This window comes from Massilia rubra (assembly GCF_011682065.1).
GTDB lineage: Bacteria > Pseudomonadota > Gammaproteobacteria > Burkholderiales > Burkholderiaceae_D > Telluria_A > Telluria_A rubra.
Map to the genome: position 1 here is coordinate 73,012 of NZ_VUYU01000011.1, position 26,052 is coordinate 99,063.

A 26,052-nucleotide genomic window follows, 5' to 3' on the forward strand; every position below is an offset into this window, starting at 1 on the left:
CGCGACGGGCGAAAGGAGATTACATGTCGACCATCATCGTTTTTTGCCACTTGCGCTGGGACTCTGTCTACCAGCGGCCGCAGCAGTTGTTATCGCGGCTGGCGCACCATTTCCGCATCCTCTTCGTAGAGGAGCCCGTTCACGATGATGGCGACAGCTTCATGGAACAATCGCGCCCTGTCCCGAACGTGACCGTGTTGCGGCCGCACACGCCGGTACATGCGCCGGGCTTTCACGACGACCAGATCCGCCTGCTGCAACCGATGCTGGCCGGCCTGGCGCCGCCCGGCGAGCGGCCCATCGTGTGGTTCTATACGCCGATGGCCCTGCCGCTGCTGCAGGAACTGCACGCCAGCCTGGTGGTGTACGACTGCATGGACGAACTGGCTGCGTTCAAAAACCCGCCGCGCCAGCTCCTGCAGCGCGAAACCGCCTTGCTGAACCTGGCCGACCTGGTGTTTGCCGGCGGGCCGAGCCTGTACCAGGCCAAGCGCGAACGCCATCCGAACGCGCATTGCTTTCCCAGCAGCGTGGACGTGCGCCATTTCGAGCGCGCGCTCGAACGCGACCGCAATCATCCGCTCCAGGCCGGCATCGACACGCCGCGCCTGGGCTTTTATGGCGTGATTGACGAGCGCTTCGACGCACCCCTGATCGGCGCGCTGGCCGATGCGCATCCCGACTGGCAACTGGTCATGGTGGGCCCGGTCATGAAAATCGACCCGGCCAGCCTGCCGCGGCTCCCCAACATCCACTACCTGGGGCAGCAATCGTACGAGGCGCTGCCCGGCCTGCTGGCCGGCTGGGATGTGTGCCTGCTGCCGTTCTTGCTGAACGAGGCGACGCGCTTCATCAGCCCGACCAAGGTGCTCGAATACATGGCCGCCGAACTGCCGATCGTCAGCACCGCGATCGCCGACGTCGCCCGGCCGTACGGCCATGTGGTGGCGGTCGCGCACGACCCCGCCGACTTCATCGCGGCGTGCGAAGCGGCCCTGTCGATGACGCCCGAACGGCGCGCCGCCATGTGCGCCACCATGCGCGATATCGTGGCCGGCACCTCGTGGGACGTCACCGTCGATGCGATGCGCCGCCTGCTGGCCGAGACCGCGCCGGGACGCAGCACGGCGCGCTTTGGCGGCGCCGGCTATGCGGGTGCCGGCTATGCGGGCGCCGGCTATGCGGGCGCCGCCAATGCGGGCGCCGGCGCCACCGCCAGCGGCAGCGGCGCCACGGTCAACCCGCTGCGCTCGCAGACAGGCGCGCAGAACGTGCAGACCGTCATCGTCGGCGCCGGCCCGACCGGCTTGTCTGCCGCCTACCATCTGGGCGAGGGAGCGGTGCTGCTCGACAAGAACAGCAGTGTCGGCGGCTGGTGCCGCTCGATCCACGACCAGGGCTTCACGTTCGACCATGCCGGGCACATCATGTTCTCGAACGATCCCTACGTGCTGTCGCTGTACGAGATGCTGCTCGGCCCCAACCTGCACTGGCAGGATCGTGAAGCCTGGGTTTACAGCAAGCAGGTGTACACGCGCTACCCCTTCCAGGGCGCGCTGTATGGCTTGCCGCCCAAAGTGATCACCGAATGCATCATCGGCGCGGTGGAAGCGCGCTTCGGCAGCATCGACGGGGCCGCGGCGGCGGCGGCGCCGTGCGCGGTCAGGCCGGTGGAAGACTGCTGCGCCGATGGGACGGTCGAGCTCGCCAACGGCACGGCCAGCATCGCTCCGCGCAAGCGCGAAAGCCAGAATTTCGAAGAATTCATCTACAAGGTCTGGGGCCGCGGCATCGCCAAGCACTTTGCCATTCCCTACAACAAAAAGCTGTGGACGGTGCCGCTTTCCGAGATGGAAACTTCCTGGCTCGGGGGCAGGGTGCCGTTGCCGGACCTGGAAGACATCATCGAAGGCGCGCTGGAACCGGTCGCCAGGCCGATGGGGCCGAATGCCCGCTTCGGCTATCCGCTCTCGGGCGGCTTCCAGGCGCTGATGTCCGGTTTCCTGCCGCATATCAAGGGCAAGATCGAGATGAACGCCGAAGCGGCCCAGCTGCTGCCGCGCGAACACGTGCTGGTGATGGCCGACGGCAGCCGCTACCGTTACGACCACCTGATCAGCACCATGCCCTTGCCCGAATTGATCAAGCTGACCGGCAGCGAAGCGCCACCCGAGGTGCGGGCGGCGGCCGAGGGGTTGCGTCACCTGTCGGTCCGCTGCGTCAACCTCGGCGTGGCGCGCGAAAACATCACCGACAAGCACTGGGTCTACTATCCGGAAGACACGATTTTCCACCGCATTTTTGTGCAGGGGAACGCCAGCCCGCACTGCAATCCGCCCGGTGGGTTCGGGCTGACCTGCGAGATTTCGTATTCCCCCTGGAAGCCGTTGCCGCTCGACGGCCAGGCGCTGATCGAGCGCTGCATCGAGGACTGCGTCAAGGTCACCATGCTCAGGCCCGATGATCGCATCATCACCGCCAACCTGGTCGACATGCCGTACGCGTATGTCGTGTACGACCACGCGCGTGCGGCCAATGTGGCGCTGGTCAAGGCATGGCTGGCGCGTTACGACATCGTGCTGGCGGGGCGTTACAGCGAATGGGAGTACTACAATTCCGACCATGCCTTCATCGCCGGCAAGAAGGCGGCGGAAGCGGTGCTGCGCCAGCGCGCCGATGCGGCGCAGAACGTCGGGTCGGAGTGAGCAAGCGTTGACAGCGCGTGCCGTCGTGCCTGCCATCGGCAGACACGGCGGTTCTGACCGTGGTCGTGGTAGCGAGCTGTCCTTCCCTTTCGCGACAAGCTCCACGTGGGAACGCAAGCCGGTTCCGCCTCACGGCGGCGCGGCGTGCGCCTTGCAAGGCACCCGCTTCTGTTCGCCAGAAACCCACCGTCATTTCTGCATGCTTACTTAGCGCTGGATCGCGCCCCCCGACATGCGCACGCGGTCGCCGGTGGCGAACGATGGCGCCGTTTCCTGTGTGACCACCTGGGTCGCACCGTCGTCCATTTTCAGCGTGATGCGGTAGACGCGTTCGCCGCTCATGGTGCCGCCGCTGGTGCCCGTGCTGCCGGCGCTGCCGGTGGAGCCAACCGACCCTCCGGTTCCTGCAGTTCCGCTGGTCTGACGCGGTACCACTTCGATCTTGCTGACGGTACTGTTGGGCGTGCCTCCCGACGCGCCCGACGGGCTCGTTCCACTGGCCATGCTGCCGCCCGACTGGGCGCTGCCGGTCGCAGTCGAACTACCCGCGCCCGCCATGGAACTATCCATGCCGGTGCCGGTGGCGCTGCCCGAACTACCCGAACCCGCCATGCTGCCGCTGCTTCCGGTCGACGTGGAACCGCCGCTGCCCGTGGTGCTTCCGGCCCCGGTCGACGTCGAGCCGCCCGTGCCCGCGCTGCTGCCCGTGCCGGTGCCCGCGATGCTGCCGCCGCCGGTGGCGTCGCCGGACTGGCCGCTGCCGCCCGTTCCGGCGCTACCGCTGGCGCCGCTTCCCGCCGCGCCGCCGCTGTCCGTCGTGCCGCTGCCTGTCGCCGAGGTGCTCGCCGAGGTGTCCCCGCTGGTCCCGCTGGCCGTGTCGCTGCCGTTCATGCCGGTGGAACTGCAGGCCGCCAGGGCCAGCAAGCCCGCCAGGAGCACGCTTTGTTCGATACGCTTCATGATCAACTCCTTTGGTTGGTGTCTTCCTTGTGTGCGTGACAATGCCGCGTGCCACACCGGTAAGAGCCAACGATTCGACTAACGTTCCCATGCATTCATCTGCCTTTTGACACAGGTCAAACAATGCGTAGATCGTCTTGATTTTTTCGGAAGGTACAGTGATAGCGCAAAGACAGCACTTCGCGCGCTTGATACAGCGCAAATACCCGCTGCTTTGAACGGGTAATAATTTTCCTACTGAAATTTTTGAGAGCGCGCCATGCCTGCCACTTCACTTTCCAGCCTGATCGTCGAGCTGGTCGCTTCGATGGAGTCGAGCGTCGCCAGCCTGTGCGCGCATCATTACTCCGAACAGGCCGCGTGTCGCCTGGTGCGCGCGGCGCAATCGCACCAGCCTGGCGCTGGCGTTGGCGATACCGCGCCCGGCGCGCCAGCGCTAGCGGGAGCGCGTTTGCGGCAGAAATGCCCAGAGCAGGCCGGCGGTGACGAGCGCGGCGTTGCAATCGACCATCCAGTCGCCGATTGCGCCTGTGCGGTACGGTAAAAAACTCTGCACCAGTTCGTCCAGCGCGCCCATGACCATCACGGTCAGCACCGATTTGATGGCGCGTTCGCGCGCACTGCCCAGGCTGCCGGTGAACAAGAGGAAGGTGATGATGCCGTAGGCCAGCGAGTGCAGCACAATGCCGGACGCCACGGTGCCAATCTCGGCGCGCGCACCGGGCAGGGAACCCATGACGAGAATGGCGGCGTAGATCGCCAGCGCGGTACGGTAGCGCAATTTGCGCAGGCGTTCATCAAGAACAAGCAGGGAAAGCAGGGCGGACATGTCGGGGGGGGCGTGAGGGAAAACCGCCACCTTACCATGCCGGCCGTCGCGCATGCGCGACCGGCATGTTGTTTGCCCAGGGGATCAGATGCTCAGTGCGGGCGCGCCATTGGGGTAGCGCGCGTCGAAACAGCCGTGGCATTCGGCGCAGAACAGATGGGCGACGCGGACGGCGCGCTGGCGCAGGACCAGCTTGAGGTGGGTATGGTTGCACTTCGGGCAAGTCTCCCGCACCGTGCCGAAAGTGATCAGTTCGACCGGGGCGTTATCGCTGTCGAGGTGGTCGACAACCGTGCTGGGATTGAGTTCGGTAAGGACGAGCGTGTCGTCCGGCGTATGGCGCTGGCGGCGGCTGGCGTTTGCCTGTTGATAAAGTGGCTCGGATAGTGCATCAAGGACATATTCGCTCATTCTTATCGCTCCGCTTGGCTGGCCAATGGTTATGAAAAAAGCTCGAGGAACTTCATGATAGATGAATAAGCGCCAGCTTCAAGCCTTTGTGTCATCTTTTCGCCTGCCCTAGTCAAAGGAACAGGGAAAAGTGTTGCGCCAAAAAAAAGCCCGCTTGTGGGAGCGGGCTAAACCCAAGATCGGGCCAAGAGATCGTCAATTCGGAGTGGTGTGCCGCCCTCCGGGTCGACACACCTGGCTGCCAGTCACGCATATCGGTTACGTGTACAGCAGATGAAGCAAGTATAGGCAGGAAATGTTACCCACTTATGACACTGCGCAACAATGTGGGAAAGCGCCGAAAAGAATGTCCGCCGGCATGCGCCCTGGCCGCGCACTGCCGGCACAGGCAAAAAAAAGCCCGCTGATGAAAGCGGGCTTAAACTATTTTCTTGGAGGAAGATAGTGGAGACAGGTGCAATTATGCGGTCCGGGCACTTATATGTCTAATTGCCATTTTGGATACCAGACATGCGCCTCACTTATATCTTCCCGGGTCGCCTCAAACGGTGACGCTCAGGTCGACGTCGATGTTGCCGCGTGTCGCGTTCGAGTACGGGCACACTTCATGCGCCTTGTTCACAGCCGCCTGGGCCGTCGCCAGGTCCATGCCGGGGGTCTTCACGACCAGCTTGATGGTCAGGCCGAAGCCGCCTTTGTCGTTCGGGCCCACGCCGACCGACGCGTCGATGCTGGTGTCGGCAGGAATCGGGGTCTTGAGGGCGCCGCTGACCAGTTTCAGGGCCGACAGGAAACACGCCGCGTAGCCGGCCGCAAACAGCTGCTCCGGATTGGTGCCATCGCCACCTGCGCCGCCCAGCGACGTCGGGGTCGACAGTTTGACGTCCAGGACTTTGTCATCGGAAACGGCGCGGCCATCGCGACCACCGGTTGCTGTTGCGTGTGCTGTGTAGAGAACTTGCATGGTGACTCCTTGCTTGGGTTGGGGCGGCAACGCTGTGCCGATGGAAGAACTATAGCGAACAATTCAATTGTGTGCAATCAATTTGATGAAATTCTTTTCCGGCGCTGGCGGGGGCCGCCCCCCGCCGCCAATTCAGTCGTGCTCTTCCATCGCCTTGAACAAGTCGTCGCGCACGCCCGACAGCTCCTTGCGCATGCGTCCCAGTGCGGCCAGTTCCTGCCCGCTGGCGCACAGCACCTGTTCCGGAATCGCTTCGGCCTGCGCGCGCAGCGCCTTGCCTTGCGCGGTCAGCACGATGCGCACCTGGCGCTCGTCATGCGGATCGCGGTTGCGCGAGAGCAAGCCGTTCGCTTCCAGGCGCTTGAGCAGCGGCGTGAGCGTGCCCGAATCGAGAAACAGGCGCGCCCCGATATCCTTGACCAGGATTGCGTCCTGTTCCCAGAGCACCAGCATCACCAGGTATTGCGGGTAGGTCAGGCCGAGCCGGTCGAGCATCGGCTTGTAGGTCTTGGTCATCGCATGCGAGGCCGAATACAGCGCGAAGCAAAACTGGTTTTCCAGCGCCAGCATGTTGATCCCCGCCGGCAGCGGCTGTTTGGTTTGGCTCATTCCTTCACCGGCACGGTGTAGTTGAGGGCAAGCCGGCCACCGTCGACATACATGGTCTGGCCGGTCATATAGGAAGCGTCGTCGCTGGCCAGGAACACCACCACGGAGGCGATTTCGTCCGGCTCGCCGCAGCGTCCCATCGGCGTGCGCGACAGGATCGTGTTGCGCGCTTCCGGGCTGCCCAGCACGGCTTTCTTGGCCAGTTCGGTCAGGATGGTGCCGGGGCCGATGCCGTTGACGCGGATGCCGTAGCCGGCCAGGTTCAGCGCCATCACCTTGGTCAGCTGGTTGATGCCGCCCTTGGAGACCACGTACGGCACCTGGTTGGCGATCGCCACTTCCGAATTGACGCTCGACATGTTGATGATGCAGCCGTGTTGCTGGCTCACCATGTGGCGCGCCGCCGCCTGGCCGCACAGGAACATCGACTTGAGGTTGATCCGCATGACGCGGTCGAAATCGTCTTCCGTCAGGTCGAGGAAATCGGCGGCGTGCGTTACGCCGGCGTTGTTGACCAGCACATCGATACGTCCGAAGGCGGCCACGGTGGCGGCGATCATGGCGTCAACATCGGCCTTCTGGCTGACGTCGGCGGCGAAGAAGCGGGCGTTCTCGCCGAGCGCTTCGGCCGCGGCGGCGCCGTCGGCTTTGATATCGACCAGCATCACGCGCGCGCCTTCCTTCACCAGGCGCTGGGCGCAGGCCAGGCCAATGCCTTGGGTGGCGCCGGTGACGATCGCTACTTTTTGCTCAAGTCTCATGTAGTGCTTTCAATGTGATACGGACATAGCGAATTTTAACCACACAGCGCGCCCGGCGTTGAGTTTTTTGCGCTGCGTCATAACATGATGGGGCGATCCGGCAACTCATTGGCGCGCGCGCCCTCGGCTGGAAAGTGTTCGGCCAGCAAAGCGTTGACTTGTTCCAATGCAGCCAGGGTGGCGGCGTGGAATTGACCCTGCGCAAAACCCTGCGTCATCAAGGCGCACAAGCGTTTCCAGACGATATTGTCGATCTTGCGTCCGACGTTGCGGTCGGTCACGATTTCGATTTGATGCTCGGCCAGGTTCACGTAGATCAGCACGCCGCAATTGTCTTCCGTATCCCAGATGCCATATTCCGCAAACAAGGCAATCGCGCGTTCGCGAATCCCCATGCCGGCCCACAAGGCGTCGAACGGCATGCCGTGCTCGACGATCAGGCGCAGCTCGCTGCGGTGGGTTTGCTCGCCGGCCGTGATGGCCTTGCCGATCGCGTCCAGCGTTTCCGGCGGAAACGCACGCCGGCCTTTGGCGGCCGTGCTGCGCCAGTGGTGCCAGATCCGCGCAAGGCGCGAACCGCTTGTTGATGTGGCGGACTGACTCATTACCAATCTCCCGAGGCGCCGCCGCCGTCAAAACTGCCGCCGCCGCCGGAAAACCCGCCGCCGGAAAAACTGCCGCCACCACCGCCGCCGCCACGGCCAAGGCCGCCAAGGGCGCTGCCGATGATGAAGCCGGTCGCGCCGCTGCTCCAGCCGCCGCTGCCGAGACGCGAGCGGCGTGGCCGGAACATCGATGCCAGCGCGAAGGCGCCGAACAGGATCAGCGGCACCAGCATGCCGCCACCGCCCGACTCCTGCGCCTGGCGCTGTTGTTGCGGCGGGGCGGGGAACTGTTCCGCGTTGAGCAGCGTGGCAATCGCGCCCACGCCGGCCACCAGGCCGTCATAAAACTGCTTCTGCTGGAAATGCGGTGCGATCACATCCTGCAAGATGCGCTTCGATTGCGCATCGGTCAGCACGCCTTGCACGCCGCGCCCGGCTTCGATGCGCAAGCGCCGCAGGGCGGCCGGATTGTCCGGCGCCACCACCAGCAGCACCCCGTCGTCGACGCCCTTGCGGCCGAGCTTCCAGGCATCGGTCACGCGGATGCTGTACTGCTCGATCTGTTCCGGCGCCGTGCTCTTGACCAGCAACACCGCGATCTGGCTGCCGGTCTTGCTTTCGTAATCGGTCAGCACGGCTTCCAGCTTGGCGCGCTGTTCTTCGCTCAGCATGCCGGCCTGGTCGGTGACATGGGAGCTCAAGGTCGGCACCGGCGCCAATTGCGCGTGCGCGGCCGTGCCGAAGCCGAGGCCGAGGGCCAGGGCCAGGGCCAGCATCCGGAGATAACGCAGCAGCTTCATCGGCTTACTTGCCAAAGTTCACAGCCGGGGCGGTCGAAATCGCTTTTTCGTTTTCGACGGTGAACGACGGCTTGGTGTCATAGCCGAACATTTTCGCCGTCAGGTTGGTCGGGAACTTACGCACCTGGACGTTGTAATCCTGCACCGTGACGATGTAACGCTGGCGCGCGACCGTGATGCGGTTCTCGGTGCCTTCGAGTTGCGATTGCAGGTCGCGGAAGCTGGCGTCGGCCTTCAGGTCGGGATATTTTTCGGCCACCACCATCAGGCGCGACAAGGCGCCGGTCAGCTGGCCCTGCGCCTCCTGGAATTTCTTGAACGCTTCCGGATTGTTCAGCACCTCGGGCGTGACCTGGATGCTGGTGGCGGCGGCGCGCGCGCGCGTGACCGACTCCAGCGTTTCTTTTTCGTGGGTGGCGTAACCCTTGACCGTATTGACCAGGTTCGGAATCAGGTCGGCGCGGCGCTGGTACTGGTTGACGACTTCGCCCCAGGCGGCCTTGGTGGCTTCATCCTTGGTCTGGAACTCGTTGTAGCCGCAGCCGGACAGCAGGGTTCCTGTCAGTGCCAGGGTCAGCAGCACCCGTGCGCAGCGTGCGAATGCAGTGTTTGTCATGGTATTTCCGTCCGTAGCAAGTTGTCGAATGGTCAAAAATATACCCTAAATGCCAACAAGATGACTTTTCAAACGTGCGTGCCGGCGAGCGGGGAGGGGCGGGGGACGCGCTACAATGGCGGGTTTGTAATTGACTACGAGGCTGTCCTGTGAACTTTATCAACAAGCTGTCCGCCGCCTGGACCACCAACAACTCCCTGCTGTGCGTCGGTCTCGACCCCGACCTGGCCCGTTTCCCGGCCCAACTGGCCAAGGAGCCTGACGCGATTTTCCTGTTTTGCAAGGAGATCATCGACGCCACGGCGGACCTGGCCTGTTCGTTCAAGCCGCAGATCGCTTACTTTGCAGCGCTGGGCGCGGAGGGGCAGCTGGAGCGCATTTGCGCGTATGCGCGCCAGCATTATCCGCATATTCCCCTCATTCTCGACGCCAAGCGCGGCGACATCGGCGCCACCGCGCGCCAGTACGCGCGCGAAGCGTTCGACCGCTACGGGGCCGATGCGGTCACGGTCAACCCGTACATGGGTTTCGATTCGGTCGAGCCGTACATGGAGTGGACCGATCGCGGCGCCATTGTGCTGTGCCGCACGTCCAATCCGGGCGGATCGGATTTGCAGTTCCTGATGGCCGATGGCAAGCCGCTGTACCAGCATGTGGCGCGCATGGTGGCGGAGAAGTGGAACAAGAATGGGCAGTGCGCGCTGGTGGTGGGGGCGACTTTTCCGGACGAGTTGGCGCAGGTGCGGGCGATCGTGGGCGAGATGCCGCTGCTGGTGCCGGGTGTGGGTGCGCAGGGTGGCGATGTGGAAGCGACCGTCAAGTCGGGCCGCACGGCCGGCGGCGCCGGCATGATGATTAACTCCTCGCGCGCGATTTTGTACGCGACGGCGCAGGGGAGCGAGGATTTCGCGGCGGCCGCGCGCCGGGTGGCGCTGGAAACAAGGGACGCGATTAATTTGTATCGCTAACTTGTCGTTCCCGCTAGCTCCCAAACCGTCATTCCCGCCGAGGGCCGCCTTGGCGCGGGAATGACGGTAATAGACGGTGCCTTGGATTCCCGCCTTCGCGGGAATGACGGTAACAGTCAGAACGGGAACGACAGAGACTAATACCTGCTCGGCGCAATCGCCTCCGCATAATCGTACAAGGTCCCCAAAATCTCTTCGGCACGCTCGTCCGCGTCTTCCGACAAGGTATCGATCTCGGCAAACAGCTGCTCGATCGTGCGCGCCCCGCCTTGCCCGTCGAACAGCTTGGCCGCGCGGTGTTCTTCCCACTGCTGCGCTTCCGCCTCACTGAGCAAGTCCGGGAAATTGCGCGCGCGATACCTGAACACCAGTTCCACCAGCCGCTGATCTTCAAACGATGGCTTGGCCTTGGCCAGCTTCTCGGGGGTCTCGGCCCGTAAGGACTCCAGCTTGCGCCGGTCGCCGTTGCCGATAAACCCGCCATACAAATCCTCGTCCACATCCACGGCCTCTTGCGCGCCCGGCCGCTGGTACACCTGCGCCCACAAGGCCCCCATATCCGGTCCCGCCGCCGCCACGGCCGCGAACGCGCGCGCCTGCTCGATATCGATGCCCCACTTCTGCGCCATGTCTGTCGTGAGTGTCTTGAGATTGCCTACCAGCATAGGCGACTTGTTCAAATGGATGCTCTTGATCGGCAAGCGCGTCACGCCTTCCGGCAGATCGGCCGAACGCGTGAACATGCGCAGGCGGATCGTATCCGCATCGAGCCCGAACAGCTCGGCCGGGTCATGGCTGCAATCCCACACCAGCACTTCATTCTTGTTGGTCGGATGCGTCGCCAGCGGCCATACCAGGCCAATGCAGCCGCGCTCGGTCGGGAACATGCCCGACACGTGCAGGAACGGCTGGCGCTGGGCCGCCGCCAGGTGCATGCCCATTTCCGAGGCGACCTTGTCTTTCTTGTGCAAGGCCAGGCAAAAATCGAACAGCTTGGGCTGCTTGTCGCGGATCAGGCGCGCCAGGGCGATGGTGGCGCGCACGTCCGACAGCGCATCGTGCGCCGACTCGTGCAACAAGCCATTGGCCTTGGCCAGGTGCTCCAGCTTGAAACTTGGCTTGCCATCCTCGCGCACCGGCCATTCGATGCCTTCCGGGCGCAGCGCGTAGGTCATGCGCACCACGTCGAGCAAGTCCCAGCGCCCGCAATTGTGCTGCCACTCGCGCGCGTACGGGTCGATCAGGTTGCGCCAGAACAAAAAGCGCGTGATCTCGTCATCGAAACGGATGGTGTTGTAGCCGACCCCGATGGTGCCGGCCTGGCTGAAAGCCGCTTCGATGGTGGCCGCGAACTGGTGCTCGGGCACGCCCAGCTCCAGGCATTGCTGCGGCGTGATGCCGGTGATCAGGCACGATTGCGGATCGGGCAGGAAATCCGGCGCCGGCTGGCAGTACAGCATGATCGGCTCGCCGATTTCGTTCAGGGCGGCATCGGTGCGGATCGCGGCGAACTGCGCCGGACGATCACGGCGCGGCTGGGCGCCGAAGGTTTCGTAGTCGTGCCAGAGAAAGGTATGGGTGGTCATGGAACTTTGATCAATAAGTTGCAGCCAGGAGGACGTGCGCCCCTGGGGCGGACCCTGCAACTATCCATTAGCCTCAGTTCCGTCATTCCCGCGAAGGCGGGAATCCAAGGCATGTACGCTGAGCGGCGGTGCCTTGGATTCCCGCCTTCGCGGGAATGACGGCAGGGCGCAGACGTCAGTGGCAGGGGCGGACCCATATGGTACACAGATTGGCGCCGCCCTGGGGCGTGCTTTCAGCGTGCGACCCGGTTGCGTCCACCATCCTTGGCGCGGTACAAGGCGGCGTCGGCCGCTGCGATCAGCGCGCTGTCATCCATGCCCGCTTCCAGCATGGCCACCCCGAACGAGGCCGTGATGTGCGGCAGCGGAACCCGCATATCGCGGAAAATCGCCGCTTCGCGCATGCGCGCGCACAGCCGGTCGGCCACCATCATGGCCAGCGGTTCGGCCGTTTCGGGCAGGATGACCATCAATTCCTCGCCGCCGTAGCGCAGTGCAAAATCGGATGGGCGCAGCGCCATCGAAATCACATCGGCCGCCGCGCGCAGGGCGTCGTCGCCGGCCAGGTGGCCGTGGGTATCGTTGAACAACTTAAAGTGATCGAGGTCGAGCATCACCAGCGCCAGCGGCGTGCCGGCGCGGTGCGCGGTGGCGATCAGCTTGGGCAGCATGTCGTTCATCCAGGCGCGGTTGTAGAGCCCGGTCAAGCCATCGTTCATCGACAACTGGCGGTAGAATTCGCCCAGCTTCTGGCGCCGCCGCAGCAGCGCGTTGGCGGCCCGGATGCGGAACGACAGCAGCCGCAACAGGTTGCGCGCCAGGCCGTTCGACTGGTCGATCAGCTTCCACACCAGTTCGCCCTCGATGACGAGCAGTTCCGATTCTTCCAGCGCGCTGATCGAGGCCAGGTTGGCCGCTTCGTCCAGCACCGATTGCTCGCCCACGCTCTCGCCCGGCAAAATCTTGCTGACGGTGCCGTCGGCCATGCCGTTGCGGGTGTCGGCTTCGACCGCCAGGGCGCCGCGCAGCACGATGTACAGGCGCGCGCGGTTGCTGTCTTCGACCTTGGCGCCGGTGTCGAGCCGTACGACGGCGCACCCGGCCAGCGCTTGCGCGATCTGCTGGTCGTCGATGTCGCGGAACAAATGCAAGTCGCGGATGGTGTAGCTCGATGCTGCGAAGGTGCCGATCTGTTCCAACATAGTCTCTCCGGTCAAATGTGCGCCGCTATAACCATTGGCGTTTGCATCATATCAGTGTTCCAATAGCGTCATTCGAATTGAACCGTTCATTCCATGTACTTCACCGACGCCCTTGGCACCCCATTTCAGCCCGACCCGGCGGCACGGATCGTGTCGCTGGTGCCCTCGATTACCGAATTGCTGTGCGACCTCGGCCTGGCCGGGCAAGTGGTCGGGCGCACCGGCTTTTGCATCCATCCGGCCGCGCAGGTGGCCTCGATTGCCAAGATCGGCGGCACCAAGGATGTGAACCTGGAAAAAATCCGCAAGCTCGCGCCCACCCATCTGGTGGTCAACATCGACGAAAACGAAAAGCCGACCGTCGACGCGCTGGCCGCATTCGTGCCGCATATCGTCGTCACCCATCCGGTGGCGCCGCGCGACAACCTTGCACTGGCGCGCCTGATGGGCGGGATTTTTTGCGCCGGCGAGAAGGCCGAAGCGTGGTGCGCGGACTTCGAAGCGGAGTACGCGGCGCTGCAAGCCTTGCCCAGGGGACGCCCGGCGACCGTGCTGTACTGCATCTGGCAGGATCCATGGATGAGCATTTCGGCCGATACCTACATCGCCCGCATGATGGCCGAGATTGGCTGGAGCGTGCCGCAACTGGGCGACCCGGCGCGCGATGCCACCCGTTACCCGTGTTTTACCTGGTCCGAGGACTTGGTGGCGCGCATCGACGGGGTGCTGCTGTCGACCGAACCGTATCGCTTCACGGACGTGCACGCGGACGCGCTGGAAAAGCAGATCGGCAAGCCGGTCCATTTGATCGATGGGGAAATGATGTCGTGGTACGGCAGCCGTTCGCTGGCTGGTTTGCGCTACCTGCGCGCGATGGCGGAGTCGGCGTCGATGTTCTGAGCGGGGCAGCGGATGTGCCATGCTGGTGCTGCCTCGCGCCGACGCAGGACAGCCTGCCGTGAAGCAGGCGCTGGCGGAGACCTCGAAAAACCTGCTGCGCGGCGCAATCTGCGCCGCTCGCTACGGTTTTTCGAGGTCCCCGGTTGACGCTTGACAGAAAAATTACTCGTTCACTTCGTCCGGCTCGGGCACCAGTTTCGGCGTGGCGTGCAGCTGCTTGTCGTGCAGGCGACCCAGGGCGCTTTCGATGGCGCGCTTGAGTTTGTCGGCGGCGCCGGTGATGGCCTGGTGCAGGTGTACCGAGTGGTCGCTGACGGCGATTGGCTGGTAGCCGGTTACGCGTGCTTCGAGCAGGCAGCGGTTGCCGCCGTCGGAGGATTTCTGGCTGTTATCGTCGCTGAGGTGGACTTCAACACGGGTAATGTGTTCGCTAAAACGGGAAACGGCGGCGGAGACCACGGATTGCACATGATCGTCGAGGCCTTGATGACGTTCGATCGTTTTATCTGTATTGATGTTGATTTGCATAAGCTCACTCCCGGCTGTTCATAAAGGTACTGGCGCAACCCTTTTCTACCTGCATGTGCGGCTTGCGCGCATTGCTGCGCCTCGCCAGGGTTGGCACTTCGTTAAGCACACGACCTATATTACACCTTTCGTTGATATTGCTCAGTGCAAATGAAATCGGGTCATGCCGGCGGCCAGCGCAGGGCGTCCGCAAGGGCGTCGGCGCGCTCGATGCCGAAGCCCATGTTCAGGTATAAACGGCGCGCTTGCGGATTGCCGCGATGCACAGACAAGGTCAGCGGCAGGCGATGCCTGGCTGCCCATTGCTGGAGTGCGCGCAGCACGGCGCTGCCGATCCCGCGTCCGCGCGCATGCGGTAGCAGGGCGATATCGACCAGGCGCACGGCTAGCGGCCCATGGTCGACCACGATGCGCGCCACCGCTTCTTGGCCCTCGTGCAAGATCAGATACAGGGCATCGGGAAAGCGCTCGCGGTAATCGGCACCTTGCAGGCGCTGCTGCATCGATATCAGCGAAGCGGCCAGGGTCGGATCGGCCCCGCCGCTGCCCAACAAGTCCTGGCGCGTGGAGGCGTACAGGCGCGCCAGGAACGGCGCATCGCCCGGCGCCGGGGCACGCGCCCCGAACGCGTGCAGATGGGTGGCCAGCGTCATGGCAGGGCCTTGGCGTCGCGCGCGGCGGCCTCTTCTGCTTCCTCTTTGTCGTGATGGGGAAAGCGGTCCATGCGCGAGAGCACCGGGAACTTGAAGATCCAGATCGCCGTGACCGCCAGGGTGGCGGCGCCGCCGAACAAGATGGCGCGGGTCAGGCCGAACCAGCCGGCGGTCAGGCCCGACTCGAATTCGCCGAGCTCGTTGGATGCGCCGATGAACACCGCATTGACCGCGCTCACGCGGCCGCGGATCTCGTCCGGCGTTTCGAACTGCACCAGCAGATGGCGCACGTAGACGCTGACCATATCGCCCGCGCCGAGCAGGAACAGGGCCGCCAGCGCGACCGGAAAACTCGTACTCCAGCCCAGCACCAGGGTGGCCAGGCCGAACACGGCCACGCCGCCGAACATCCACGCGCCGACGCGGCGGCGGATCGGATAAAACGCCAGCAACACCGAGCACAGCGCGGCGCCGACGCCGGGCGCGGTGCGCAGCAAGCCGAGGCCCGCCGAGTCCACCTGCAGCACATCGTGCGCATACGCCGGCAACAGCGCCGTGGCGCCGCCGAACAGCACCGCGAACAAGTCGAGCGAAATGGCCCCCAGCATGATCGGGCGCGACCACACGAAACGCAAGCCTTCCAGCACCGTGTGCCAGGTCGCCGGATCCTTGTTGACCGCCTGCGGCGCGCTGGTGGTGAGCGCCATCAGGATCACCGACAGCACCAGCAGCGCGGCGGCGGCCAGGTACACGGTGGACGGCCCGGCGATGTACAGCAAGCCGCCCAGCACGGGTCCGACAATGACGGCGACGTGAAAGGCCGAGGAACTGAGGGCGACGGCCTGGCTGAAGCTATCGTTCGGCACCATGTTGCGCAGCACCGCCAGGGTGGCCGGCATCATGAACGCGCGTGCACTGCCGAACAGCACCAGGACCGCAAACACCGGCCACACGACCCCGATCCCGCTCACGGTGAAGGCCAGCAACAGCAAACCGCACAGCAACTGCGTGAGGAGGCAGATGATGATGATCAGGCGCCGGTTGTAGCGGTCGGCAGTGTGACCGGCCAGCAAGATCAATACCAGGAAAGGGGCGAACTGGGCCAGGCCGATCAAGCCCAGGTCGAACAGGCTGCCGGTCATCTGATACACCTGCCAGCCGATGGCCACGCTTTGCATCTGTACCGCCAGGGTGCCCAACACGCGCGCCGCGAGGTAAAACGAGAAATTTCGATTGCGCAAAACGCTGAAACCGTTGGACGGTGACATCACTGACATAGGAACTTTCGGGACTGGCTACGCGGGTAGGGTAAAATGATTCTTTCTAGAATCATCAACATGGCATTGTGCCCGATGTTTCCCGACCCTGCTGGCTGTGCCCCTTCCTTGTCGTTATCGTTTTATGCAGAACACCATATTTGACACCCCTGTCGTCAACACCCTGATGAGAGGCTTTTCGCTGCTGACCCTGCGCCTGCTGGGATGGCGCACCGAAGGATTGACGCCGGAGCAGATTGCCGGCTATTCCCGGTACGTCCTCATTGCCGCGCCACACACCAGCAACTGGGATTTCCCGATGACGCTGATGGTGTGTTTCGCCTTGCGGCTGCGGGTGTACTGGATGGCCAAGTCGAGCCTGTTCAAATGGCCGATCGGCTGGCTGTCGCGTTGGCTGGGCGGGATTGCGATCGACCGCACCGCATCGAACAACACGGTCCAGAACACGATTGACGCGTTCGCCAAGCGCGAGCGGCTGGCGGTGATTGTCGCGCCGGAAGGCACGCGCGGCAAGGTAACGCACTGGAAGACGGGTTTTTATCACATTGCGCACGGCGCCAACGTACCGATCGCGCTGGCCTACCTGGACTTCAAGCGCAAGACCGGCGGCATCGGGCGCATGTTCCAGACCACGGGCGACATCACCCTCGACATGGCCGAGATCCAGCAGTTCTACAGCGGCGTGACCGGCAAAAACAGCGACCAGTTCGACGCCAGCTCGGTCAAGCGAAAATAATCCACTAACCGGGGTCAGAGCTTTAATTAGCAATAAATTGCTAATTAAAGCTCTGACCCCGGTTAGGAAACGTTTCTAGTTAAAGCTCTGACCCCGGATTTGATTGCTAATCAGAGGTCAGACCCCGGTGCGGGGTTTGTGGCGGAGCCATGCCCAGTTAGGCCAGGTCGGCTTCGCTGGTGAAGGCGTCGGCGTAGAATTCCTCGGCCGGCAAGCCGCATTGCTCGACGTACTCGCGGCGCGCCGCTTCGACCACCACCGGCGCGCCGCAGGCGTACACCTGGTGGCCGGACAGGTCGGGGAAGTCGTGCATCACGGCGGCGTGGACGTAGCCGGTGCGCCCGCTCCAATGGTCTTCCGGGAAGGCGTGCGATACCACCGGCACGTACTTGAACTGGGGCAGGGTGGCCGCCCATTCTTCGCACAGCGCATTCATGTACAGGTCGCTTGGCCGGCGTCCGCCCCAGTACAGGCTGACCGGACGGGTGGAACCGAGGTGGATCAGGTGCTCGACCAGCGCCTTGACCGGCGCGAAACCAGTGCCGGAGGCCAGCAGCACGATCGGCTTGTCGCTGTCTTCGCGCAGGTAAAAGGTGCCGAACGGCCCTTCGAAGCGCAAAATGTCACGCTCTTTCATGGTGTTGAACACTTGTTCCGTGAACAGGCCTCCCGCCATGTAGCGAATGTGCAAGGTCAGCGGACCGCCCTGGCTGGGCGCGCTTGCCATGCTGTAGCTGCGCCGCTTGCCGTCGCGTAGCATGAACTCGATATACTGCCCCGGACGGTAGGCCAGCGCTTCATTGGCCGGCAGTTGCAGGGTGACGATGGCCACGTCCGGCGCCGGTTTTTCGATGCTGGCCACGCGCGATGGCATCTTGCGCACCGGATAATCGGTGCTGCCGCCCACTTCGCGCGCTTCGATCACCAGATCGGCCGCCGTGGTGGCGCAGCAGAACAGCGAATAGCCCTGGGCTTTTTCTTCGTCGCTCAGCGCGCGCTGCTGGTGCGCCTTGTGCGTCACCGTGCCGGAGACAACCTTGCCCTTGCAGGAACCGCAGGCGCCATTTTTGCAGCCGTAGGGCAGGCCGATGCCGGCGCGGATCGCCGCCGCCAGTACGGTTTCGTCCGCTTCACAGGCAAACTGGTGGCCGCTCGGCTGGACAGTAATCTGAAACGTCATATCGTCATCATCAATAAGAACTACATGGTCGGGGTCGATCGTGCCGGTGTTACTAAGTACCCGCCCATAAATAACTGTGATTTTTGTCTTCCATAGCCGGCGCGCTGCGGCGTTGCCCTCCGCTTGCAGTGCTCGCACTGCAAGCGGAGGGCGCCTTGCATCGCATCCGGCTATGTTCGCCAAAATCTCACATTTATTTCTGCGCGGGTACTTACTTCTGCCGCGACGACCGACGGTTGCGGGTATTTTACATGCACTCCCGCCGGCGCCGCGTGCAACAGCCCGCCAGCCCGGCCCCGCCACCGGCGCTGTCTTTATCTTGTATATTGTCCGGCTACGCCATCGATAACCTTCCATTCACATGATGACCTCTTCACCATTCAAACGGCCGCGTCTCCTGATTCTCGGCTGCGGCGACGTCGGCATGCGCCTGTTGCCGCTGGTGCGCGCGCGCTTTCGCGTCTTCGCCGTCACCAGCAATGCCGAACGCTGCGCCGAGTTGCGCGCGGCCGGCGCGATTCCCATCATTGCCGACCTGGACCAACCGGCCAGCCTGAAACGCCTGGCCGGCCTGGCCGACTGGGTGGTGCACATGGCGCCGCCGCCAGGCGAAGGCGCCATCGATTCGCGCACGCGCAACTTGTGCGCGGTGCTGCCGCCTGGCGCGCGCATGGTGTATATCAGTACCACCGGGGTGTACGGCGACTGCGGCGGCGCGCTGATCGATGAAACCCGCACCGTGGCCCCGCGCAATGCGCGTGCCCAGCGCCGGGTCGATGCCGAACGGGTGCTGCGCGCCTGGGCCAGTCGCAGCGGCGCGCGCCTGGCGATCCTGCGCGTGCCCGGCATCTACGCGCGCGAGCGCTTGCCGCTGCGCCGCCTGGAGCAGGGCACGCCCGCACTGCTGGCGTCGGAGGACGTGTTCACCAACCATATCCACGCCGACGACCTGGCGCGGATTGTCGCATTGGCCTTGTACAGGACATTGCCCGGGCGTATCTATCATGCCGTCGACGATACCCATATGAAAATGGCGGATTATTTCGATACCGTGGCCGACGCCTTTGGCATGGCGCGTCCGCCTCGCGTTGCGCGATCGCAACTAGTTGCTTCGGTATCTCCCATGTTGCTGTCGTTCATGTCCGAGTCGCGGCGCATGAGCAACCAGCGCATCAAGCAGGAACTGGGCGTGCGCCTGCGTTATCCGCAAGTGGCGCCGGCGGTGGCGGCGATGGCGCTGGTAAAATGACGGTCCTCACTAAGGAAGCGCGATGACCTACGAAGAATATCTTGATGAAGTAACCACCCTGATCACCGAAAAGTACAACCTGAGCGACGCTGCCGCGATCAAGCTGGTCGTGAAAGCGCAGGACGCCGAATTTTTCGTCGAGCATGACGAGAAGGAAGCTATGCGCACCGTGGACCGCGCGCACCAGGATGCCAAGGCTTTGTACCTGGCAAGCCAGAAGAAATAGGCAGAAACCCGGCTGTCAATGGGCGAACTCCCGCGCTCGTTTGACGGCCATCAAGTTCTGGGCGCGGCTTGGTCGTATTGTGTGCGATGTCGTCTCTCAATTGCTCACTTGTGCTCACCGCCATGCCTACCGCCGTGCCTACCGCCGTGCCTACCGCCGTGCCACACCAGATCATCCAGCCGTCCAAAGAACAAGTACGCGCCTACATGGCCCGGCGCGAGGGCGCGCGGCGCCCGCCGCCGCCGCCCGACGAGATCCGCCGCCAGCTCGGCTGGCGTCTTGCCCACCCCGATAGTGAGCGCTTGCTCATCGAATTCTATCTGATTCCCACCAACTACAGCTGTTTGGCCACTCAGATTGCCCTGTACTGGCTGTTTGCGCCCGCGCGGCGCGCCGCACGCCGGTCACAATCTCACCAAATATTGCCTTAAACACAAAGTGTATTGAGTTTAAGTTCCGTTGGTTGAGCGAATGTCAACACTTAGGTGTATGATGCAAGCCCATGCCTAAACAGCCGCATATTCAGGCTGTTTTTGCCATCACCGCTTACTAATCGACTGTAAAGACAGTGCCCTGGCGAATATGCCACGGGCGCGAATTTCGAGAGACTTAAATTCATGACCAATCGCAGATTTCCTGAAGAACCGACTTACGATCCGAACAAGGTGCTCGACGCCATCATCGAACGCTTGCAGCTCAAGAACGATGCGGCCCTGTCGCGCGCGCTCGAAGTTGCGCCACCCGTGATCAGTAAAATCCGCCACCGCACCTTGCCGATCGGCGCGACCATCCTGTTGCGCATGCATGAGATCAGCGATTTCAGTATCCGGGAATTGCGCGCCATGATGGGTGTGCCGGCGGTGAGCATCAATCTCAACGCCTGAGGGGCGCCAAAAGAAAAGGGGCACCACGTGCCCCTTGGGATGGCAATGCCGGTCCGCATTGCAGCGCGTCGGCCTTACCTTTCTGGTTTAGTGCCCTTGGGTGGACCGTGGCGCCGCCACCCATGCTTGACCATGGCGTTGCGCAGGCTGCGCGTGCGGCCAGGCATTACTCATTGCCGGCGTCCGGCGTGGCCTGACTTGTTCAAGCCGACTGCGCCACGCCCTTGCTGATCGATAGCAGCAGGTCCGATGTGGCGGCGGTTACAACCATGGGCTCGCTCGAGACCCTCGTGCACCAGGCCGATTGCACAGCCGCTGGCATGGCCCTGGTGCACCATGCCGATTTCACTGCCTCTGCGCTGGTGCGTGTGCACCAGGCCGATTTTGCTTCAGGCGTCGCAGTGCGCGTGCACCAGGCCGATTTTGCTTGCGGCGTTGCAGTGCGCGTGCACCAGGCCGATTTTGCTTCCGGCGTTGCAGTGCGTGTGCACCAGGCCGATTTGGCGCTGTCGGTGGCAGCACGCGTGCACCACGCGGCTTTCGCTTGCGGCGTTGCAGTGCGCGTGCACCATGCGGATTTTGCGCTATCGGTGGTAGTACGGGTACACCATGCGGCTTTGGTGTCGGCCGATACGGTGCGCGTGCACCAAGCCGAGGTAGCGCTGTCGGTGGTAGTGCGGGTGCACCATGCGGCTTTGGCTGCTTCGGCATTGGTCCGGGTGCACCATGCGGCTTTGGCGCCGGCCGATACCGCCGTTTCACCTTCCGCAGTGCGGGTGCACCATGCCGATTGCGCGCCAGCTGTCTCTACCGGCGCCTCTTCCACGGCACGCGTGCACCAGGCGGCGGCGCGGGCGCCATATACTTCGCCGAAGGTGCTTTCATACAGGTCGCGCATGCGGTTGCCGCAGTCCTGCAGGTGCTGCGTATCTTCTGCTTCGCCGCTCATGCCCACATACGGATAGTGATGCAGGAAATAGCCGAACGCGTGCTCGCAATCCTTCGCGTACTTCATCGTGTCCAGAATATGGTAGTGCCAGAAGATGTCGACTTCGATCATCGGCGCGGTTTCGTCTTCCGGGAATGCCTTCATCAGATACAGGAAACGGCGATATTCCACTTCCACCGCATCCGCTTTTTCCTGCGACCAGCCTTCGCCGGATTCGGCATGCGTGAGCTTGAATTTGATCGGGTCCAGATCGAGTTCCGAAATTGCTTTGATTGCGTCGTTGGTCATCATGATTAAGCCTCTTTTGTAGAGTTGTGATTGGTTTATGTGACTACATTCCCTGTTTGGACTTGCGGGTGTTACCGGTACTGCAAGCTGCCTGTCTCCTTTCTTTCTTACGGTCAATCAATTGCCCGATTACATTGATTTCCGTTACTGTTTGAGGATGTTGCGCCGGTCCGCTTCCGACTTATTGACTTTGCTCAAGCATTACTCGGGGATATTCCTAGTGCACTGCGGATGCACTGACTGTGCCGCAAGCCATCGAGGAGGAATCTGTTTAGGACAATGCCCGTCGTCATCAGACAAACGCTGCATGCGCTTCATTTTTGCTGGACGTACCGCTGGCGTGGCCACGCGCGGGCTCATTGTGCAAAGGGACGCTCACGCAGACCGTGGTCCCTTCGCCGCTATCGCTGGTGATGGAAAACGAGCCGCCGAGGATGCTGATGCGTTCCTCGATGCCGACCAGGCCGAAGGAGCCGACCTTGGCCCGTTCGCCCGCCTGCAAACCGATGCCGTTGTCGCTGACGGTCATCGACAGGCGGTTGCCGCCCAGCTTGAGTTCGACCCTGACCCGGCTGGCCTGCGCATGGCGCACGATGTTGCTCAGCGATTCTTGCAGGATGCGGAAAAAAGCCGTGGCCGCATGGTCGCTGAGCGCCACTTCCTTCGGCTCGTCGATCAGTTCGCAGGCAATGCCGGTGCGGCGCTTGAATTCGGCGATCTGCCACTCGACCGCCGCCGACAGCCCCAGGTCGAGCACGTTCGGACGCAGGTCGTTGATGATCTGGCGCACGCTCTTGATGGTGGCGTCGATCTGCTGCAAGGTGGAGCGCGCGCGCGCGTGCAGGCGCGGATGGCGCTCGCGCGTGCGCGAACTGAGCATGTCCGCCTCGATGCGCAGCGCCAGCAGGTTCTGGCCGAGGTCGTCGTGGATTTCGCGCGCGATGCGCTTGCGCTCGCCTTCCTTGATCTGGTCGGCGTGGGCCGCCAGGCGGCGCAGGTTCTGGTGCGACAGTTGCAGCTTGGCCTGGCTGTCGCGCAGTTCGCGCGTCATGCCCTTGGCCATCTTGATGGCGCGCCGTCGTGACGAGGTCAGCGCATGGAACAGGGCGTACAACAGCATCGAGCTGACCGAGCCGGCCATCATCGCCAGCCACGGCGCGAATTCCTCGAAGCCCGTGTACAGCTCGGTGGCGGCGACGCTGAAGGTGGCGTCCCACTGGCGGCCGTTGAAGTCGATCGGCAAGGTCGCGTAGAAGCGTTCCGGCGCCAGCGCGGCGGGCAGGGATGTTTCGTCGTTTCCGCCGCTGTCGAACAACACGCGCCCGCGCAGCATGTCCGGGCCGAGGGCGTTATCGACCAGCATCATGCGCACATTCTTGATCGGCACTTCGTCGATCACGCCCTGCACCAGCTTCTGCACGCTGAAAGCGATTCCGACCGTGCCCAGATAAGCGGCGCGCCGCTGCGCCACGGTCGCGGTCGGCGCATGCGGCCGGTAGACCGGCAGGCGCATGCCGAGCCCGGTGCGGCCCGGTCCCGAAATGAAGGAAATCGGCAAGCCCGAGGTGAACAGCTTGCCGGTGTCGCGCAGCTCGCCGAGCGTGTCGACGATCAGCGGATTGGTGAACAGGTCGTAGCCGAGCGTGGCGGCCCAGCGTACTTCCGGCTCCACGAAGGTGACCACCGTGTAGGAAGGACGGCGCCCGGGTGGCTTGATGGTGAACTCCTCCGCCTCGCCGGCGCCGTCGGCCGCGCGTTCCTTGCGCACGCGCTGCAGGAAGGCATCGCGGTCGGCGTCCTGCAGCATCTGGGCGAAATTGATGTTTTCGATGGCCGGGAAATTACGCGCCAGTCCCAGTCCGTTGACGTAGCCGTGGAACTGGCGGCGCGTGAGCGGCTCGCTGATCTGGAATACGCTGACCGTGCCGCGCAACACGTCGGTATACGACTTGATGCGGGCGTTGATGGTGTTGCGGGCATTTTGCGCCAGGCCGGCAAAACGGGCGCGCGAATCGGTTTGAATAGAATTGGCGGTGGCAAGGTAAAGCACCAAACCCACCGCCAGCGAGAAGGGCAAGCCGACCCAAAGGGCGGGACGAGCCATCGAAAATGTTTTTATAGTTGTCTTCAGAGTAAGCATGGTGCGTTGCATTCCTTTCGGTAGCCCCAAATGGCGATGCATTGTTTGATCCACATTAACCGGAAGTTAGTTGTCATAATACCTATTGATCCTGCTAGGTATGGAGATCGGAAAAGTCTGAATATAGAAAGAACCCCGCCGCGGCAGTGCCGGGGCGGGGTTCGGTGGGGACGAAAGCGTCGCGTTTCGGCAACGTTTATTTTGCCCAGCTATCTTTCAAAGTAGTAACTCTGTTAAATACCGGCTTGCCCGGGGTGGAGTCGACACGGTCCGCGACGAAGTAGCCGTGGCGCTCGAACTGGAAGCGCTGGTCGGGTTCGGCCGCGCTCATGCCCGGCTCCAGATAGGCCGTCACCACTTCCAGCGCGTTCGGATTGAGGAACGGCTTCCATTCGCGCCCGCCGGCATCCGGCTGCGGCTCGGTGAACAGGCGGTCGTACAGGCGCACTTCGGCCTCCAGGGCGGTGGCGGCGCTGACCCAGTGAATGTTACCTTTGACCTTGTAGGTGTTCGAACCTTCGGTACCCGATTTGCTGTCCTCGAAATACTTCACGTGAACGGCGGTAACATTCCCATCGGCATCCTTGTCGAAACCGGTGCATTCGGTCACGTAGCCGTGACGCAAGCGAACCCGGCTGCCGGGGGCGTCGCCGATCGGCGGGAAATACCGAAAGTAACCTTTTGTCGGCACTTCCATGAAGTCATCCTGCTCGATCCAGAGCTCCCTTGTTATAGGGAAAGTACGCAGCCCGCGCTCCGGAAAGTGCGGATGCACGGGCGAGGTGCATTCGACCGATTCGCCTTCCGGAAAGTTATCAATAATCAACTTCAGCGGACGCAGCACGGCGGTGGCACGCGGCGCTTTCGGGTCGAGATCTTCGCGCAGGCAGCCTTCCAGGGTGCTCATGTCGATCCAGCCGTCGGCCTTGGACACGCCGATGCGCTCGCAGAACAGCTGGATCGATTCCGGCGTGTAGCCGCGCCGGCGCAGGCCGACGATGGTCGGCATGCGCGGATCGTCCCAGCCGGTCACGATGCCGTCTTCGACCAGTTCGCGCAGCTTGCGCTTGCTGGTGACCACGTAGGTCAGGTTCAGGCGCGCGAATTCGTACTGGTGCGGCAGCGGCTTGTTGAAGAAGCCGCCTTCGGCCAGGGTGGCCAGCAGCCAGTCGTAGAACGGGCGGTGGTCCTGGAATTCGAGCGTGCAGACCGAATGGGTGATGTTTTCCAGCGCGTCCGAAATCGGGTGCGTGAAGTCGTACATCGGATAGATGCACCAGGCGTCGCCGGTACGGTGATGGTGCGCATGGCGGATCCGGTAAATGGCCGGGTCGCGGTTGGTCATGTTGGGCGAGGCCATCGAATCGGCGGCCATCTTGATGCGCAGGATGTGTTCGCCGTCCTTGTATTTACCGGCCTTCATGTCGCGCAACATCGCCAGCGATTCCTCGGGCGTGCGGTCGCGGAAGGGCGAGTTGGTGCCCGGCGTGCCGAAGTTGCCGCGGTTTTTCTTGATATCGTCGGCGCTCTGGCTGTCCACGTAGGCGAAGCCGGCCGTGATCAGGTATTCGGCCATGGCGTACAGGCGGTCGAAATAGTCGCTCGCGTAGTACAGGTGGCTCTGGCCTTGTTGTTCCCAGCTGAAACCGAGCCATTTGACGCTGTCGATGATGGTGTCGACGTATTCCTGTTCTTCCTTGGCCGGATTGGTATCGTCGAAGCGCAGGTGGCAGCGGCCCTGGTAGTCGCGCGCCAGGCCGAAGTTGACGCAGATCGACTTGGCGTGGCCGATGTGCAGGTAGCCGTTCGGCTCCGGCGGGAAGCGGGTGATAACTGGCGGCAAGCCCTCACGGACGTGCGCGCCGGCGGCCAGGTCGTTCTCGACGATGGCGCGCAGGAAGTTCGGCGACGGGGCATTCGCAGCCGGCGCCGCAGTGTTTTTTTCGTTGCTCATGGAGGAATGCTTTGCGAATGATAGGGTTGTGTCATTCTAACGCAATGCGTATATATTGCGTTAGTGGGCGGG

The 26,052-nt window shown here is 63.1% G+C and carries 26 protein-coding genes; 8 read left to right on the top strand and 18 right to left on the bottom strand.

All coding sequences use genetic code 11. The annotated features are described in order from the left end of the window. Window positions 1-23: 23 nt before the first annotated feature. Window positions 24-2,705, top strand: coding sequence for an NAD(P)-binding protein (locus F0185_RS17780; RefSeq protein ID WP_167226617.1), 2,682 nt, complete (start codon window positions 24-26; stop codon window positions 2,703-2,705). Between the two features lie 207 nt (window positions 2,706-2,912). Here F0185_RS17780 and F0185_RS17785 read toward each other — a convergent pair whose 3' ends face one another. The 9 genes from F0185_RS17785 to F0185_RS17825 all read right to left on the bottom strand — a co-directional run bounded on the left by F0185_RS17785 (window position 2,913) and on the right by F0185_RS17825 (window position 9,260). Then, window positions 2,913-3,665 carry a hypothetical protein gene (locus tag F0185_RS17785; protein WP_167226619.1) on the bottom strand — a complete coding sequence of 251 codons (753 nt, stop codon included), beginning with the start codon at window positions 3,663-3,665 and terminating at the stop codon, window positions 2,913-2,915. Window positions 3,666-4,101: 436 nt separating this feature from the next. Continuing rightward, window positions 4,102-4,494 (bottom strand): VanZ family protein, encoded by a 393-nt coding sequence (locus tag F0185_RS17790; protein ID WP_167226621.1) that lies wholly within the window; start codon window positions 4,492-4,494, stop codon window positions 4,102-4,104. 84 nt (window positions 4,495-4,578) lie between these two features. Then, entirely contained in the window at window positions 4,579-4,905 is a 327-nt protein-coding gene (locus F0185_RS17795) for a hypothetical protein (protein ID WP_166896909.1), read from the bottom strand. 541 nt (window positions 4,906-5,446) lie between these two features. Further along, window positions 5,447-5,869, bottom strand: a complete 423-nt coding sequence (locus F0185_RS17800; RefSeq protein ID WP_166896911.1) for an organic hydroperoxide resistance protein — start codon at window positions 5,867-5,869, stop codon at window positions 5,447-5,449. Between the two features lie 132 nt (window positions 5,870-6,001). After that, a complete protein-coding gene (locus F0185_RS17805) occupies window positions 6,002-6,478 on the bottom strand; it encodes a MarR family winged helix-turn-helix transcriptional regulator (RefSeq protein ID WP_166896913.1) in 477 nt (158 codons plus the stop codon). Beyond that, a complete protein-coding gene (locus F0185_RS17810) occupies window positions 6,475-7,239 on the bottom strand; it encodes an SDR family NAD(P)-dependent oxidoreductase (RefSeq protein WP_167226623.1) in 765 nt (254 codons plus the stop codon). Before F0185_RS17810 ends, F0185_RS17805 begins: the two co-directional genes overlap by 4 nt. Window positions 7,240-7,316: 77 nt before the next feature. Beyond that, entirely contained in the window at window positions 7,317-7,844 is a 528-nt protein-coding gene (locus F0185_RS17815) for a TPM domain-containing protein (protein WP_167226625.1), read from the bottom strand. Beyond that, window positions 7,844-8,644 (bottom strand): TPM domain-containing protein, encoded by an 801-nt coding sequence (locus F0185_RS17820; RefSeq protein ID WP_167226627.1) that lies wholly within the window; start codon window positions 8,642-8,644, stop codon window positions 7,844-7,846. Before F0185_RS17820 ends, F0185_RS17815 begins: the two co-directional genes overlap by 1 nt. 4 nt (window positions 8,645-8,648) lie before the next feature. Beyond that, complete coding sequence (locus F0185_RS17825) at window positions 8,649-9,260, bottom strand: LemA family protein (RefSeq protein WP_166896921.1); 612 nt, start codon at window positions 9,258-9,260, stop codon at window positions 8,649-8,651. 149 nt (window positions 9,261-9,409) lie between these two features. Here F0185_RS17825 and pyrF point away from each other — a divergent pair, with 149 nt between their 5' ends. Then, window positions 9,410-10,228, top strand: coding sequence for an orotidine-5'-phosphate decarboxylase (gene pyrF, locus F0185_RS17830; RefSeq protein WP_167226628.1), 819 nt, complete (start codon window positions 9,410-9,412; stop codon window positions 10,226-10,228). Between the two features lie 137 nt (window positions 10,229-10,365). Here the strand turns inward: pyrF and sbcB are convergent, their stop codons facing one another. Both sbcB and F0185_RS17840 read right to left on the bottom strand, forming a co-directional pair. Further along, window positions 10,366-11,814, bottom strand: coding sequence for an exodeoxyribonuclease I (sbcB, locus tag F0185_RS17835; RefSeq protein WP_167226630.1), 1,449 nt, complete (start codon window positions 11,812-11,814; stop codon window positions 10,366-10,368). A gap of 233 nt (window positions 11,815-12,047) precedes the next feature. Continuing rightward, the gene (locus tag F0185_RS17840; protein WP_167226803.1) at window positions 12,048-13,013 is read right to left on the bottom strand and encodes a GGDEF domain-containing protein; all 966 of its coding nucleotides are present in this window, start codon (window positions 13,011-13,013) and stop codon (window positions 12,048-12,050) included. Between the two features lie 96 nt (window positions 13,014-13,109). Here F0185_RS17840 and F0185_RS17845 point away from each other — a divergent pair, with 96 nt between their 5' ends. Next, window positions 13,110-13,916 carry a helical backbone metal receptor gene (locus tag F0185_RS17845; RefSeq protein ID WP_167226631.1) on the top strand — a complete coding sequence of 269 codons (807 nt, stop codon included), beginning with the start codon at window positions 13,110-13,112 and terminating at the stop codon, window positions 13,914-13,916. Window positions 13,917-14,078: 162 nt separating this feature from the next. On the opposite strand, the gene F0185_RS17850 is transcribed toward F0185_RS17845, so the two are convergent. From F0185_RS17850 to F0185_RS17860, 3 genes are all read right to left on the bottom strand, one after another. Further along, window positions 14,079-14,444: an HPF/RaiA family ribosome-associated protein gene (locus tag F0185_RS17850; RefSeq protein ID WP_166896929.1), complete on the bottom strand. Its 366-nt coding sequence runs from the start codon at window positions 14,442-14,444 to the stop codon at window positions 14,079-14,081. Window positions 14,445-14,605: 161 nt separating this feature from the next. Further along, complete coding sequence (locus tag F0185_RS17855; protein ID WP_167226633.1) at window positions 14,606-15,097, bottom strand: GNAT family N-acetyltransferase; 492 nt, start codon at window positions 15,095-15,097, stop codon at window positions 14,606-14,608. Beyond that, window positions 15,094-16,374 (bottom strand): MFS transporter, encoded by a 1,281-nt coding sequence (locus F0185_RS17860; RefSeq protein WP_167226634.1) that lies wholly within the window; start codon window positions 16,372-16,374, stop codon window positions 15,094-15,096. Before F0185_RS17860 ends, F0185_RS17855 begins: the two co-directional genes overlap by 4 nt. A gap of 124 nt (window positions 16,375-16,498) precedes the next feature. On the opposite strand from F0185_RS17860, the gene F0185_RS17865 reads away from it, so the two are divergent. Then, window positions 16,499-17,110, top strand: a complete 612-nt coding sequence (locus F0185_RS17865; protein ID WP_167226636.1) for a lysophospholipid acyltransferase family protein — start codon at window positions 16,499-16,501, stop codon at window positions 17,108-17,110. Window positions 17,111-17,267: 157 nt separating this feature from the next. On the opposite strand, the gene F0185_RS17870 is transcribed toward F0185_RS17865, so the two are convergent. After that, a complete protein-coding gene (locus tag F0185_RS17870; protein ID WP_167226638.1) occupies window positions 17,268-18,290 on the bottom strand; it encodes a CDP-6-deoxy-delta-3,4-glucoseen reductase in 1,023 nt (340 codons plus the stop codon). Window positions 18,291-18,651: 361 nt separating this feature from the next. On the opposite strand from F0185_RS17870, the gene F0185_RS17875 reads away from it, so the two are divergent. The 4 genes from F0185_RS17875 (at window position 18,652) to F0185_RS17890 (ending at window position 20,649) form a co-directional block, all read left to right on the top strand. Continuing rightward, window positions 18,652-19,539: an SDR family oxidoreductase gene (locus tag F0185_RS17875; protein WP_167226640.1), complete on the top strand. Its 888-nt coding sequence runs from the start codon at window positions 18,652-18,654 to the stop codon at window positions 19,537-19,539. Window positions 19,540-19,561: 22 nt separating this feature from the next. Beyond that, window positions 19,562-19,765 (top strand): hypothetical protein, encoded by a 204-nt coding sequence (locus F0185_RS17880; RefSeq protein ID WP_166878928.1) that lies wholly within the window; start codon window positions 19,562-19,564, stop codon window positions 19,763-19,765. Between the two features lie 158 nt (window positions 19,766-19,923). After that, window positions 19,924-20,196 carry a hypothetical protein gene (locus F0185_RS17885; RefSeq protein ID WP_370664030.1) on the top strand — a complete coding sequence of 91 codons (273 nt, stop codon included), beginning with the start codon at window positions 19,924-19,926 and terminating at the stop codon, window positions 20,194-20,196. Between the two features lie 186 nt (window positions 20,197-20,382). Further along, the gene (locus tag F0185_RS17890) at window positions 20,383-20,649 is read left to right on the top strand and encodes a hypothetical protein (protein WP_166896945.1); all 267 of its coding nucleotides are present in this window, start codon (window positions 20,383-20,385) and stop codon (window positions 20,647-20,649) included. Between the two features lie 202 nt (window positions 20,650-20,851). Here F0185_RS17890 and F0185_RS17895 read toward each other — a convergent pair whose 3' ends face one another. The 3 genes from F0185_RS17895 to F0185_RS17905 form a co-directional block, all read right to left on the bottom strand. Beyond that, entirely contained in the window at window positions 20,852-22,003 is a 1,152-nt protein-coding gene (locus tag F0185_RS17895) for a glycine-rich domain-containing protein (protein ID WP_167226642.1), read from the bottom strand. 175 nt (window positions 22,004-22,178) lie between these two features. Beyond that, on the bottom strand, window positions 22,179-23,990 hold the full coding sequence (locus F0185_RS17900) for a sensor histidine kinase (RefSeq protein WP_167226644.1): 1,812 nt from the start codon (window positions 23,988-23,990) through the stop codon (window positions 22,179-22,181). A gap of 232 nt (window positions 23,991-24,222) precedes the next feature. After that, on the bottom strand, window positions 24,223-25,980 hold the full coding sequence (locus F0185_RS17905; protein ID WP_167226646.1) for a glutamine--tRNA ligase/YqeY domain fusion protein: 1,758 nt from the start codon (window positions 25,978-25,980) through the stop codon (window positions 24,223-24,225). Window positions 25,981-26,052 lie beyond the last annotated feature (72 nt).